Here is a 13,966-nt window from a genome sequence, read left to right on the forward strand (position 1 = left end):
ATGTGTAACCCCAAAATAGTTATTGGAATGTTTATGGTAGTTTTTTTTTCTATCATGACCTCATGCCGTGGTTATGCGGACACCGCTGATGGAAATACTTCAATCCAGATGAATAATCGGTATTTCCAATTTTATCCCGATAGTAATATTTTTAAATACGAATCAAATATTGCTTTGTCCAGGGATGAAGAAAAGATTCTTCCTAAAGCATTTAAAGTAAAGTTACCTAAGGGGATGATCTCCTATGAGATTATCGGATCTACCGATTTTTGTTTTTTTTACGAAAAGAAACAGGTTGTGTATATCAAGATAGATTTGGAGAACAAGGCTTTTGTTAATAATGAATCATTTATCTACACCTCGAAACTCGATGAGGTGGAAAGGTTGGTGCAGTCGAAGTTAGTGCTGGGTGAAAATAAATATGATATAACAAAAGTCCGGCTTATAAAAGATAGAAAACAGTTGATTATGAAAAAGACCGGAGTTTCCATTCTGTTGTATAATATCAAGCCGGATAAATTGAGCTTGTTTCGTGATTATGTAAGCGGAATAACTTTGTTGAATTGATGTTCGTGATTTCAGTTCTGAATTTGATGGATTGCCTCCTGTTACATTGGATACCTTTATCGTTAAAGATTCCCTTTTGCACATGCTTCGAAACTGTGCTGTGACGCTGAAAACAGATGGTCGTTACGAAATGAACACGACCATAAGTCCCACTTCTCAATTCCTTTACATTAACAAAACATTGGCTTAACCTTGCCTGGATAGCTTTGGTGAAATTTACCAAACGCTCATATGTCAAAAAATCTACTCACCACGCTGGTCGCGTTGGTCTTGTGCTTTCTGTTTAAACATCCAATAGCCGCACAAACTACGCAGGCTTCTATTTCAGGAACTATATTAAGTAACGAAAAAAAGCCGCTGGCAGAAGCTGTCGTCTCAGTGCGTAATGAGGCAACAGGTTTTCATACCAGCACCCACACGAATGCCCAGGGCGTTTTTACTTTTAAAGAGCTGCCGCTGGGAGGTCCTTACACGATAAAAGTAACCTACGTTGGCTTTGGAGAGCAAAAAAGAACCGGCTACATGCTCAGCCAGGGCGACGCCATCAGGGTAAACCTGGATATGCAAACAGAAGCCTCCGATCTGCAGGTGGTGGAAGTAGTAGCATCAGGATTGAAAAATAAAACAGAGAACATTGGCGCAGCAACAGCTATATCTGCCAGAACAATGAACAAGCTGCCTGTAAACGGCCGTAACTTCACTTCTCTCATGGATCTTTCTCCTCTGAGCAGGGGAGGTAGTATCGCGGGTCAGTTAGGTTCTTCCGTAAACTATACCATCGATGGTATGAATGCCAAGAACCCTACTTCTGCCGGCTCCACTACCAGCCGTAGTGGCGCTCCTTACTCCATTTCTATCGAAGCGGTTCGTGAATTCAAAGTAGTTACCAACCAGTACGATGTAACCTACGGACGTGCAGGAGGCGGTACGGTTAGTGCTGTTACCAAGTCGGGAACCAATACGGTGTCTGGTTCTGCATTTACTTATATGAGAGCTAACGGCCTTGCCAGCAACTACGATATCCGTGGTAACCGTAGGAATAACAACTATTCTACTTACCAATACGGATTTACCCTTGGCGGCCCCATCATCAAAGACAAACTGCATTACTTTATAGCCTGGGATCACCAGTTGGATCAGAGATCACTTGTTATTGCCGATGTTCAATCACCTACCGATGAGAATACTTTTGGTATTACCAAAACCACGCTCGACAATTTCGTTGCTGTAGCCAGAGAAAAGTATGGCGTCTCCAATAAGCCTCAATACGGCTCTTTCGACAAGAACCGTGGCTCCGATGCAGCTTTCCTTCGCCTCGACTGGCAAATCAACAGCAAAAACCTGCTGACTATTCGCGATAACTATACCAACGATCGAAACAAACTTGGCCTGGTTGATAACAGCGCCATTAACCTTTACGAAAGCACAGGTAACGATTTCAACAGGGATAACAGTTTGCTGGCAACCTTGCGTTCTTCACTTAATTCAAGTCTTACCAACGAATTGAAAGTACAGCACCTGTACACCTATCAAAGTAGTGAGCCCGGTGATGATCTTCCTAAAGGCAACATCCCAAGGGCTACTGTAGAAGACCTTGCATCCACTATTAATGGAAAGCCAAGAACTACTACTGTTCAAATTGGTGGACATCGCTTTGCCCAGGAAAGCTTCCGTAATCATGTGTTCCAGTTGGTCGACAACCTTTATTATAACACCAATAAGGTGAAATATACTTTCGGTATCGATCTGATGTACACCAATGCACATTCGAAATATGGAAGCGAAGTGAATGGCAGGTTTTACTATAGTGGAATGGATGCTTTTGTGAATAATACACCTTATCGCTATATGCGCGAAGTGCCGTTGATGGATGATCCCAGTGTTACAGGCAATATTCTCAATGCAGGCGCTTATGCACAAATGCAAACGACGCTGGCGACTGGTATAGATCTTACAGCAGGCTTACGTTTCGACTATGCGCACTATCCTAAATCTTCACTGAACCAAACGCTGGTCGACGAATTGAATATCCGTACCGACCGTAAATTGAAGTCGGCAGTGTTACAGCCACGTATCCAGTTGTCTTATGATATGAATGAAAAACATACCGATATCATCCGCCTTGGCGCTGGTATCTTCGCTTCCGATATCAACAACTATGTGCTTATTAATAACCTCGTATTCGATGGTAAACATTCTGCAACAGTAGATGTACGTTCTCCCAATTTACCCACGGCTGATTTTGTAGGCTACCGTAATGGCACTGCATCGATACCTACTTTGCCTGCATTCCAGTTGCCTACTATTAATACCAACGGCAATAATGCACGGGTACCTGTTCTGTATAAAGCCAACTTGTCCTATACGCACTACTTTACACCAAAATTGAAAGCCACCATTACCGGTTTTGCTACGCTTGGACGTAATAACTATATGTATGTAGACAGAAACATGGTAACGCAGCCGTTTTTCACATTGGCCGATGAAGCCAATCGCGGAGTATATGTTCCTGCCGATAAAATACCCGTTAAAAATGGCGCAGGCAATTGGTTGGATGGCCGTGTCTCTAATAAGTTCGGCCGTGTGCTTGAACTCGTTAGTGATGGAAAGGTAAACCAGTATGCGTTTGTCTTCGACGCTTCCTGGCAGTACCTGCGCGATGGTGATCTCTCTGTAAGTTATACCTATAACGATACTAAAGACAACACATCGTTTAATGGTAACGTAGCCAATACCGCCACACTTTCGTTACCGGTGAAAGACGATCCCCGTAACCTGAGCAGAATGACCTACTCCGATAACCAGTTCCGTCATAAAGTTGTGGTATTCGGTTCACTGCCTACCTTCTACGGTATTAGCGTAGGTATCCGCTTCTCAGGTATCGCAGGTACACGTTATACGCTTTTGTCCGGTGCTAACACCAATGCTGACTTCGTAGTAGGTTCTAATGATCTGGCTTTTATTTTTGATCCTAATAACCATACTGTTCCTCAGAACGTTCGTGATGGCTTGAATTCTATATTGAGTAACCCGGATGCCAGTAAGAGTATCAAAAACTATATCAATAAATATGCGGGCGGCATGGCGGAGAGAAATGGAGGTATTAATGGCTTTTATGGTACTTTTGATCTTAGAGTTGCCAAGAAATTTAAACTTTATAAAACGCATGCTTTGGAAGTCTCCGGCGATGTGTTTAATGTAGCCAATATGTTCAAAAAGAAATGGGGTGTGAGCAGGAACCTGGGTAATCAGGCTTTATATGCTGTAGGGATACCTAAAACAGATACTTCCCCTGAGGTGGCTGCATTTGATCAGAATGCCAAAAAATTCAATTACAGGGTGAATAACTCCGGTATTGCAGGTTTCTCCGGCGATCCTTTCCAGGTACAATTAGGTGTTCGGTATAGTTTTTAATGATAAAATAAGATAAGGATGAAAACGATTATGGTAATGGCAGCAGCAATTTCTCTCTCCATAGGGGCTTCGGCGCAACAGAAGGTGATCAAACAAGGGCACCGCGGATGCAGGGGATACCTGCCCGAAAACACCATCCCGGCAATGAGAAAAGCCCTCGATATGGGCTCCGGCGTGCTTGAACTCGACGTAGTAATATCCCACGATAAAAAGGTAGTGGTTTCTCATGATCCTTATATGTCTTCCGGCTTTATGCTGAAACCCAATGGCGATAGCATCTCTGCTGACGAAGCCAAAACGTTGGTGTTATACGGTATGGACTACAATGAAATTAAAAAGTACGATGCCGGCTCCAAACACAATGTACTCTTCCCCGAACAACAGAACTTCAGAACCTATAAACCATTGTTGTCCGAAATGATCGATTCTCTAGATAGCTACGCACGGGAAAAGAAACTGCCCATGCCACGCTATAACATCGAGATTAAATCACAACCCAAAACCGATAAGATAGAACAACCTGAACCCCAGGAGTTCGTTGACCTCGTAATGGAAGTTTGCAAGAGCCGTAAAATCCTCGACAGGATGAATATTCAGTCTTTCGACGTCCGCCCTTTGCAGTTGCTGCACAAACAGCAACCCGGTATAAAACTGGCTTACCTTACAGCCAATGCAAAATCGCTTGAAGAAAACCTGAACGATCTTGGATTCACTCCCAATTATTATAGTCCTTACTATAAAACAGTAACAGAGAACATCGTGAAGCTTTGCCACGAACAGGGTATGCAAATCATTCCCTGGACAGTAAATACCAAAGCCGAGATCGACGCACTTATCGCGTTGAAAGTAGATGGTATCATTACAGATTATCCTGGTTTATTTTAATACTTGGCACTGACTCAAAAAGCAGGCTATTGCAAAAAGCAATAAGCCTGCTTTTTTATTCCCAATTCTTAACCACCAGCTTGTAAGTAAAGTTTATTCTTTTATCGGAACGATCCCACGTCGCAACCTCGGCTTCCACCAGCGCTTTATGCTTCTTGCCGATATCACGAAGCGCATTCCCCACCGATTTTCTTAAATATTCACTTTCATGTGCTTTATGCTTACTAATCAGTTGTATCGCCACTAAAGGATGTGCTTTGAAATAAGGGCGCCCCGTCCATATCCGAAGCCCTTCCACTACAGCCCTGCATACATTGGCGTTTTTATCACCAAGCCAGCTTTTGATTGCAGGAAGCGATTGTTCATAACCGGTGTCCTTACAATACTGGTCAAAAGCTTTGGCGAGTATTTCCTGTACCTGCCAGCTTTCATCCAGGCTTACTTTCTTTAAAGTAGAAAGAACAGGTGTTTGGGCGCCCGCGATAAATCCAAGTATAAATACTCCTAACGACCGTATCTGGTAATGTTCACTTTGCAGGCATGCTTCCGCAAGCTGTTCAGAAGCCGCAATAGAATGGGAGGAAGTGATCTTCAGTGCTTCCGATTCAATAGCCTTGAATCCGTGTACTGTTGAAAGGAGATGGTTGAATTGTTCTTGCATATGCTGAAACAAATGCTGTTGAGAACATAAAGGTATATAAATAAAAACGGGCGTACCTGGTGGTGCGCCCGTTTTAAAAAGTTTGTTCTTCAATTACAATGCAAAGCGGAACGCTATACCTGCATAGAAATCGAAATTAGTGTCTGGTGTAAGCGAAAATGTTGGGTTTACATCAAACGCAATGTCAATAGGAGCGCCAGTGAATTTGTAATCAAGGCCGATAGTGCCTTTCAGAGCAAAAAGTACATCACTTTCTCCCTTGGTTACAAAACCCAGCCAGGCACCCGGACCAGTGTACCAATGCAGGCCTCGGGCTCCCTCAATGTTGCCATGCCACTCATACATACCTTCCAGCAACACAAAATTGCTCCTGAAATAAACACCGCCTTCAAGAGCAGTGTTGTTCTGCATGAAGTGTTTGATGTTGATACCGCCAATAGACCCGTCACCAAAATAACCTTTGGCGCCGATAGCGGTTTTGTAGTTGCTTCCCAGGTTTTGGGCTTTCGACTCGTTGCATACTGCAACAGCACACGCAAAAATGATAATTGCGACGATTTTTTTCATAGAAGACGTCTTTTTGTGAATTGTTAAAGGCTTTAACCAAAAAGCTTGCCAGTCTGCGGATTTTTGCCGGTTATTCCCTAAATTACGGGTCATCCTTGCCCTGAAAAAAACTCGGCTTTCCACGCCATCTACGAAAAAGAACGCTTTATATAGCCGTCTTGAAGCCGTTTTAAAGCTGCCTGGGTACCGCAACCACACATTATACCCGCTCCAGCGCAATCTTTATCAACCCTACCGCCTCTTTCACCTGTTCCGCAGTGATCAGCAGGGGAGGAGCAAACCGGATCTTATCCCCATGTGTAGGCTTGGCCAGCAAACCCAGCTCCTTTAAATGAAGACAGATATTCCACGCCGCTTCAGGATCAGCATGCTGTATCACAATCGCATTCAATAACCCCTTGCCTCTGATACTCCCTATCAATGGCGATTCCAGCGCCGCCAGCTCTTTGCGGAATAATTCTCCCATAATGGAAGCATTCTCCGCCATCTTTTCGTCTTTTAACACCCGCAGCGATTCCATCGCCACCGCACACGCCAGCGGATTACCCCCATAGGTAGAACCATGCTCCCCGGGCTGAATGGTTAGCATCACCTCATCATCAGCCAGTACCGCCGATACCGGCATGGTTCCGCCACTTAATGCCTTCCCCAATATTAAGATATCAGGTCGCACATCTTCATGATCACATGCCAGCATCCTGCCCGTACGCGCCAGGCCGGTTTGTATTTCGTCGGCAATAAATAATACATTATAACGGCTGCACAACGCCCTTACGCCCTTCAGGTAACCTGCTTCCGGAACTATCACACCAGCCTCTCCCTGTATCGGTTCTACCATAAAAGCAGCCACATGCGCATCCTGCAGCGCATTTTCCAGCGCCGCCAGATCATTATATGGAACCAGCTCAAAACCAGGCACATAAGGCCCAAATCCTTTATAACTGCTCGGATCGGTAGAAGAAGAAATCGCGGCAACAGTACGCCCCCAGAAATTCCCCTCCGCAAAAACGATCTTAGCCTTGTTCTCCGGAACGCCTTTCCGGTCATACGCCCAGCGCCGCGCCAGCTTGATAGCCGTTTCACCACCTTCAACACCGGTATTCATAGGTAAAACCTTCTCATAACCGAAATAGCTGGTAATGAACTGCGCATATTCACCCAGCAGGTTGCTGTGAAAAGCACGGGAGGTAAGTGTCAGTTGCTGCGCCTGGGCAGTTAAGGCCGCAATGATCCGTGGGTGGCAATGCCCTTGATTTACAGCAGAATAGCCGCTCAGAAAATCATAATAACGCTTGCCTTCCACATCCCATACAAATACGCCGGCGCCTTTTTCCAGCACCACGGGAAGCGGATGATAATTATGCGCACCATATTTCTCCTCCAGGTGCAGGTAATGCATTGTCTGTTCAGACATAAGTAGTCAATTGAAGCACGGCTATTAATAGCATGCCTTGTGAATAAAATGAAAATCGGGTAATGTGAAAACCGCTCTAAATAGCAATCGCCGGCAGTTGAATACCACCGTTTACTGGAATAAGGCTGATTGCCAATGGGTTATTTAAAGTGATGAAACCCCAAAGGGATGATCCAGGAAATCGAGGTTCATATGTAGAAAATGTAATATCATCGCGGTAAAACTACGAAATACCCGGTAAAATGTTCATAAATTGCAATCCCAAAGAAAAAATGCACCGGGTGTGAATAAAATCGCCAAAAAAAAGCGTTTTTGTTTTGTTATTCTCCGAATTATACCGACCTTTGCCGTCCCGAAAAAAATACTGTCATGGCTAGAGTTTGTCAGGTTACAGGGAAGAAGCCCCTCACAGGTAATAGTGTTTCTCACTCAAACATTAAAACCAAACGTCGTTTCTTACCCAATTTACAGACCAAACGTTTTTTCTTTGCTGAAGAAGACCGTTGGGTATCTTTGAAAGTGTCTACAGATGCACTGAGAACCATCAATAAAAATGGTCTTGCAACTGTAATTAAAGAATTGAGAGCTAAAGGCGAAAAGATCTAATCTTTCCACCGTTTAGACGTTAGTTATTAAAATATAAATTGCTTATATAATGGCAAAGAAAGGTAGCAGAGTTCAGGTGATCCTGGAGTGTACTGAGCATAAGACCAGCGGTCAGCCAGGTACCAGCCGTTACATCACTGTTAAGAACAAGAAAAATACTCCCGAGCGCCTGGAGTTGAAGAAGTTCAATCCGATTCTGAAAAAGGTGACTGTACACAAAGAAATTAAATAGTTGATAGTCCGTACCGGTAGTTGGGTGGGTTCCGCCTCTTTCCTGTTATAGACTAAAGCACAAACTTTTATACGATGGCAAAAGCAGCTTCAAAAAACGCGAAAATTAAAGATGCTAAGGCTTCGGCTGAAGCTAAAAACTGGACTAAAGTGATCAAGGCTGTACGTAGCCCCAAGTCCGGTGCTTATACCTTTAAAGAAGCGATCATTCACAAAGACAAAGTGAAAGATTACTTATCTGAAAAATAATTGGTGAATAAGTATCATATTGGAAAAGCTTTCACGCTGCTTGTGTGAAGGCTTTTTGTATTGACATAAAATCTGTGCTAACATGAGTTTTCTGGGTAAATTGTTCGGTAAAAAGGAAAAAGAAAGTCTCGACCAGGGTTTACAAAAAACCAAAGAAAGCTTCCTCTCTAAAATAACCAAGGTAATCGCCGGCAAAAGCACCGTCGACGAAGAAGTCCTCGATAACCTCGAAGAAGCGCTCGTTGGCGCCGATGTAGGCATCGATACCACTATCCAGATCATCAAACGCATCGAAAAACGCGTTGCAAAAGATAAATATGTTGGCACCAGCGAACTTGGCAAACTCCTCCAGGAAGAAATTGCTGAAGTCCTCGTCGATGCCCCAGACCAGTCTTACCGCAACTTCGATGTCCCCGCAGGTAAGAAACCCTATGTGATCCTTATCGTTGGCGTAAACGGCGTTGGCAAAACTACCACCATCGGTAAACTCGCCCATAACTATAAAAAAGCAGGCAAAGAAGTCATCCTCGGCGCAGCCGATACCTTCAGAGCCGCAGCCGTTGACCAGCTCACCATCTGGAGCGAACGCGTAGGCGTGCCCATCGTTAAACAAGCCATGGGCTCCGATCCCGGCGCAGTTGCTTTCGATACCGTCCAAAGCGCCGTAGCCAAAGGCAGCGACGTCGTTATCATCGATACCGCCGGCCGTCTCCACAACAAAGCCCACCTCATGGAAGAACTGGGCAAAATAAAAAGGGTCATCAAAAAAGTTATCCCCGACGCCCCCCACGAAGTGCTGCTCGTGCTCGACGGCTCTACAGGACAAAACGCACTGGAACAGGCGAAACAATTCACCGCTACTACCGAAGTAAGCGCCCTGGCAATCACTAAATTGGATGGTACTGCCAAAGGCGGCGTAGTATTGGCTATCGCTAACCAGCTCCAGATCCCCGTGAAATATATCGGCGTAGGCGAAAAAATCGACGACCTCCTCATCTTCGATAAACACGAATTCGTAGATAGCCTGTTCAAATTATAATTGCCCCGGCAGCAAACCTTTTTACCCTAAACGCCGTTTATGTAAGTACATTGTACCTAAATCCGTACACCCAACGCCCAAACTATGATCAAAATACTACTCACCACCATGTCTGTAATGGTAACATTACACGCATTCAACCAAACCACCGTCAGTCCTAAACCGGTTCCGCCGGCAGGCACCGGCACCGAAAGCAGCTCCAAAAACCTTACCGCTGTCGTAGTAACACGCTTCCAATCCGAGATGAATCTCAGCTCCGATCAAAAAACAAAAGTCACCGAGATCATCGGCAACTACCTCGACGAAAAAGCCAAGATCATTCCCCTCATCGCGGAAAACAAAACGGCTTACGACGATAAACAGGCCAGCTACTTCAAAACATTACGCGTAAAACTGAAAGACGTACTCGTACGCACGCAGTTGCAGAAGTTCATGGCGCTCAAACCAAGGCCGGAAGAAACAGATAGCTCCCTGTATTACGTCTACTACTAATAGTCAAGTGAAATAACACGGTTCTGTTAAAAATATTCCGGTGAAAATACGGGTAGGAATTCTCATGCCTAAAGCGGTTATTTGCGGCCAAATACAATGCTCCTGTGATTCGTTGTACTAAAAATGCCGCCCGTCATTCGCTATGTCTTACCTGCCATCCGCCACTCTAAAACGTATACCTGATCCCAATCCCCCCATAAGCAGGCGAGAAGCTGCTGCCTATCAACGCTATCGAAGGCTGCCAGTCTACGGAAATGTTCAGCGGTAAGTCGGGTAATTTGTAATCAAGCCCTATAATCCCGTCAATACCAAAGTCTACCTCAGAATCGTACTCTTCTTTATAGCGGTGTTTCCAGGTGCCTATGTGCGCACCGCCGCCGGCAAACCAGGCCAGACCCGGCACATCCTCAAAACTATAAAAATGAAATTCATAAAGCCCCGATAACCGGAAGCCTTTCTGCCAGAATCCCGCCTGCAACTCTATCGCATTCGTACTGTTGAGAAAGGTTTTGTAAGTAAGACCAAATCCAAACGGAACCTTAATGCCAGCCGCCTGTTGGTAAGCAGCGTCCTGGGCATGTGTTACTGTAGCAGCCATAAAAATGCCGCAAAAGGCGATGATTGCCCTGATTTTCTTCATGTGGGTTATTTTTTAAAAACAACGGGGTACCTGCACTAAACGTACCAGGTTGTAAATTAATTGTTGTTTAAGCGCTAAAATAGGACAGATTTCCCCGTTTACCCGGCGATATACTACCTTTGCCCGATATTATGAAAGCAAGGACGTTACAACGTGACAAGGTAAACATCATTACGCTGGGCTGCAGTAAGAACCTGGTTGATAGTGAAGTACTGAGCGGGCAGCTCAAAGCGAATGAAATTGATGTAGTGCATGAAAACGCAAAACTCGATCACAATATAGTTGTCGTAAACACCTGCGGCTTTATCGATAAAGCCAAAGAGGAAAGCATCAATACCATCCTCGACCAGGTTGCCCTTAAGAAAAAAGGGAAACTCGATAAGGTATATGTTACCGGTTGCCTCAGCGAACGCTATCGCGGCGACCTCGAAGCCGAAATACCAGAAGTCGATGCCTGGTTTGGAACTTTTGAACTGCCCCTGATGCTCAAACAGTTCAATGCCGACTATAAATCCGAACTCCTCGGCGAGCGTATGCTGGCTACCCCCAAGCACTATGCTTATATGAAAATCAGCGAAGGATGTAACCGTACCTGTTCCTTCTGCGCTATCCCGCTCATGCGCGGACAGCACGTCAGCCGCTCCATCGATTCCCTCGTAGCCGAGGCAGAATCATTGGTGCAGAAAGGCGTGAAAGAAGTTATGCTTATCGCACAGGAACTTACCTACTACGGCCTCGATCTCTATAAGAAAAGAAAACTCGACGAACTGCTCAACAGGTTGGCCGATGTAAAAGGACTCGAATGGATCCGCCTGCATTATGCCTATCCCAATAAATTCCCGATGGAAGTGCTCGATGTAATGCGCCAGAGAGATAACATCTGCAATTACCTCGATATGCCCCTGCAGCATGCCAGCGATAACATGCTCAAAGCAATGCGCAGGCAAAGCACACGCGCCGAAATGGAAGACCTGATCGCAGCTATCCGCGATAAAAATCCGGGCATCTGCCTCCGTACCACCCTCATCACCGGCTTCCCCGGAGAAACAAGAGACGACGTCGAAGACCTGAAGGATTTCCTCGAAAAGCAACGTTTCGACAGAGTTGGTATCTTTACCTATAGCCACGAAGAAAATACTTCCGCTTACGACCTCGAAGACAATATCCCGGCCGACGAAAAACAACGCCGCGCACAGGAAATCATGGAAGTGCAACAGGAAATAAGCTACGAAAAGAACCAGGAAAAAATAGGCCAGACCTTTAAAGTCCTGATCGATAAAAAAGAAGCAGGCCGCTACCTCGGCCGTACCGAATTTGATAGCGTAGAAGTGGATAATGAAGTGGTAATTACAGCCGACAAAAAACTGCCCGTGGGCGACTTTGTTCAGGTGAAAATTACAAAAGCCTACGACTACGATCTCGAAGGCGAAGTAGTAGAGTAGACGATAGATGATAGATTGTTGAATGAGAGTTGGATTTGTTTTTAATGCTACAGATTAAGAATTGATGTAAGATGGGAGATGCAACAACACAGCAGCGTATTAAAACAGAGTGTGAGTTCGTACCTTATAGCCATACAGGGTACTTTTCGGCTATCATGCTTGACTACGTAAGCCAGTCGCCGCAACTGCGGCCTTTTTACGAACACCTTCCCGGTAAGGAAGGCGTTCGCGAAGTAATAAAACAACGCAGCACTTTCCCGTTGAACAGGAAGGTGCTGGTAAATACGCTTACCAGTCAGTACCAGGGCCTGCCCGTAGCGCCGGCGCTGGAAACAAACCTGCAGTTATTACTAAACGAAAATACCTTCACGGTAACCACTGCACACCAGCCGAACATCTTTACAGGTCCGCTTTATTTCATCTATAAGATCGCCCACACCATTAAGCTGGCGGCAGAACTGAAACAGCAATTGCCCGGTTTCAATTTTGTTCCCGTCTATTACATGGGTAGCGAAGATGCCGATCTCGATGAACTCGGCTCCATCACCATCCAGGGTAAAAAATACGAGTGGAAAACAAGCCAAACAGGTGCCGTAGGCCGGATGAAGGTCGATAAGGCCTTCCTTGCACTCATCACCGAAATGAAAGGCCAGCTCGGCGTATTACCCCACGGCGATGAGATCATCAGCCTGTTCTCAACTTATTACACCTCCGGAACCTCCATCCAGCAGGCAACGCTGGGTGTGGTAAATGCGCTCTTCGGCGAACACGGACTGGTAGTGCTCATCCCCGATGCACGCGACCTCAAACAGCTTTTCATTCCCGTTATAAAAAACGAACTGGAATCCGGCTTCTCTCATAAAGCCGTTACCCCAACGCTCGAAAAACTGGCGGAACATTATAAAGTTCAGGCCGGTGGAAGAGACATCAACCTCTTTTACCTGCTCGAAAATACCCGCGAACGCATCGAAACTGATGCCGCTAAACCCGGCGTTTACTTCGTGCAAAGCGGGAAAACCTGGAGCCAAAACGAGATCCTCGAAGAACTGAACACATTCCCCGAAAGGTTCAGCCCCAACGTGATCCTGCGTGGCGTATTCCAGGAAACCATTTTACCCAACGTCGTATTCATCGGCGGTGGGGGAGAGCTGGCCTACTGGCTCGAACTCAAACAGGTCTTCGCCGCAGCAGGTGTCCCTTACCCCGTATTGTTGCCCCGCAATTCATTCGGACTCATAGACGCCGCCGGCAGAGCGCATTTCGCTGAAACAGGTTTGCCGCTCGTCATGATCTTTAAGTCTATGCACGAACAAATGAATGAAATTGTTCGCCTGCATAGCAATAACCAGGTTTCCCTGGAAACCGAACTGGAACAATTGAACCTGCTTTACCAGTCCATAGCGCAAACCGCGGCTACAGTCGACCCTACCTTGCAGCAGCACGTACAGTCGCTGCAAACACATGCCACGAAAAAGCTGGAAGTGCTGCAGAAAAAACTGGTCAAAGCCGAAAAAAGAAAGTTCGGAGAAGAAAAACACCGCCTGCAACAGGTGCACGAAAAACTGTTTCCGGCAAACAGCCTTCAGGAAAGGGTCGAAAATATGGCCTCCTGGTATGGTTTGCTGGGAAAAGACCTTGTAACAATATTATTACACCACTCAAAAGGCTGGGAACCCGCTTTTGGCATTATTACTGCCGGATAAGGCCCGTTGCATTCTATGCAACCGTTTAACTACCTTTGACGTTTGTTTATTAAAAC

General features: G+C 45.5%; 14 protein-coding genes. 10 read left to right on the forward strand and 4 right to left on the reverse strand.

The features are described from left to right. From ESB13_RS00745 to ESB13_RS00755, 3 genes are all read left to right on the forward strand, one after another. A complete protein-coding gene (locus ESB13_RS00745; protein ID WP_129001137.1) occupies positions 1–567 on the forward strand; it encodes a hypothetical protein in 567 nt (188 codons plus the stop codon). Between the two features lie 231 nt (positions 568–798). Beyond that, complete coding sequence (locus ESB13_RS00750) at positions 799–3,981, forward strand: TonB-dependent receptor (protein ID WP_129001138.1); 3,183 nt, start codon at positions 799–801, stop codon at positions 3,979–3,981. 18 nt (positions 3,982–3,999) lie between these two features. Continuing rightward, the gene (locus ESB13_RS00755) at positions 4,000–4,866 is read left to right on the forward strand and encodes a glycerophosphodiester phosphodiesterase family protein (protein ID WP_129001139.1); all 867 of its coding nucleotides are present in this window, start codon (positions 4,000–4,002) and stop codon (positions 4,864–4,866) included. Between the two features lie 55 nt (positions 4,867–4,921). On the opposite strand, the gene ESB13_RS00760 is transcribed toward ESB13_RS00755, so the two are convergent. From ESB13_RS00760 to rocD, 3 genes are all read right to left on the reverse strand, one after another. Continuing rightward, complete coding sequence (locus ESB13_RS00760; protein WP_129001140.1) at positions 4,922–5,527, reverse strand: DNA alkylation repair protein; 606 nt, start codon at positions 5,525–5,527, stop codon at positions 4,922–4,924. 93 nt (positions 5,528–5,620) lie between these two features. Continuing rightward, positions 5,621–6,094: a hypothetical protein gene (locus ESB13_RS00765; RefSeq protein WP_129001141.1), complete on the reverse strand. Its 474-nt coding sequence runs from the start codon at positions 6,092–6,094 to the stop codon at positions 5,621–5,623. 199 nt (positions 6,095–6,293) lie between these two features. Next, entirely contained in the window at positions 6,294–7,508 is a 1,215-nt protein-coding gene (gene rocD / locus ESB13_RS00770; protein ID WP_129001142.1) for an ornithine--oxo-acid transaminase, read from the reverse strand. Positions 7,509–7,877: 369 nt separating this feature from the next. On the opposite strand from rocD, the gene rpmB reads away from it, so the two are divergent. From rpmB to ESB13_RS00795, 5 genes are all read left to right on the forward strand, one after another. Continuing rightward, positions 7,878–8,114: a 50S ribosomal protein L28 gene (rpmB, locus tag ESB13_RS00775; RefSeq protein ID WP_129001143.1), complete on the forward strand. Its 237-nt coding sequence runs from the start codon at positions 7,878–7,880 to the stop codon at positions 8,112–8,114. 49 nt (positions 8,115–8,163) lie between these two features. Then, positions 8,164–8,346 carry a 50S ribosomal protein L33 gene (gene rpmG / locus ESB13_RS00780; RefSeq protein ID WP_129001144.1) on the forward strand — a complete coding sequence of 61 codons (183 nt, stop codon included), beginning with the start codon at positions 8,164–8,166 and terminating at the stop codon, positions 8,344–8,346. 74 nt (positions 8,347–8,420) lie between these two features. Further along, positions 8,421–8,594, forward strand: coding sequence for a DUF4295 family protein (locus tag ESB13_RS00785; protein WP_129001145.1), 174 nt, complete (start codon positions 8,421–8,423; stop codon positions 8,592–8,594). 82 nt (positions 8,595–8,676) lie between these two features. Continuing rightward, on the forward strand, positions 8,677–9,633 hold the full coding sequence (gene ftsY, locus ESB13_RS00790; RefSeq protein ID WP_129001146.1) for a signal recognition particle-docking protein FtsY: 957 nt from the start codon (positions 8,677–8,679) through the stop codon (positions 9,631–9,633). An 84-nt stretch (positions 9,634–9,717) separates the two neighbouring features. After that, positions 9,718–10,125, forward strand: coding sequence for a hypothetical protein (locus ESB13_RS00795; RefSeq protein ID WP_129001147.1), 408 nt, complete (start codon positions 9,718–9,720; stop codon positions 10,123–10,125). A gap of 166 nt (positions 10,126–10,291) precedes the next feature. Here ESB13_RS00795 and ESB13_RS00800 read toward each other — a convergent pair whose 3' ends face one another. Next, on the reverse strand, positions 10,292–10,765 hold the full coding sequence (locus ESB13_RS00800) for a hypothetical protein (protein ID WP_129001148.1): 474 nt from the start codon (positions 10,763–10,765) through the stop codon (positions 10,292–10,294). A gap of 131 nt (positions 10,766–10,896) precedes the next feature. Between ESB13_RS00800 and rimO the strand changes: the two genes are divergently transcribed. Beyond that, positions 10,897–12,207, forward strand: a complete 1,311-nt coding sequence (rimO, locus tag ESB13_RS00805) for a 30S ribosomal protein S12 methylthiotransferase RimO (RefSeq protein WP_129001149.1) — start codon at positions 10,897–10,899, stop codon at positions 12,205–12,207. A 71-nt stretch (positions 12,208–12,278) separates the two neighbouring features. Beyond that, the gene (gene bshC / locus ESB13_RS00810) at positions 12,279–13,910 is read left to right on the forward strand and encodes a bacillithiol biosynthesis cysteine-adding enzyme BshC (protein WP_129001150.1); all 1,632 of its coding nucleotides are present in this window, start codon (positions 12,279–12,281) and stop codon (positions 13,908–13,910) included. The last annotated feature ends 56 nt before the right edge of the window (positions 13,911–13,966 follow it).

The sequence above is a fragment of the Filimonas effusa genome (genome assembly GCF_004118675.1).
GTDB classification, from domain to species: Bacteria; Bacteroidota; Bacteroidia; order Chitinophagales; family Chitinophagaceae; genus Filimonas; species Filimonas effusa.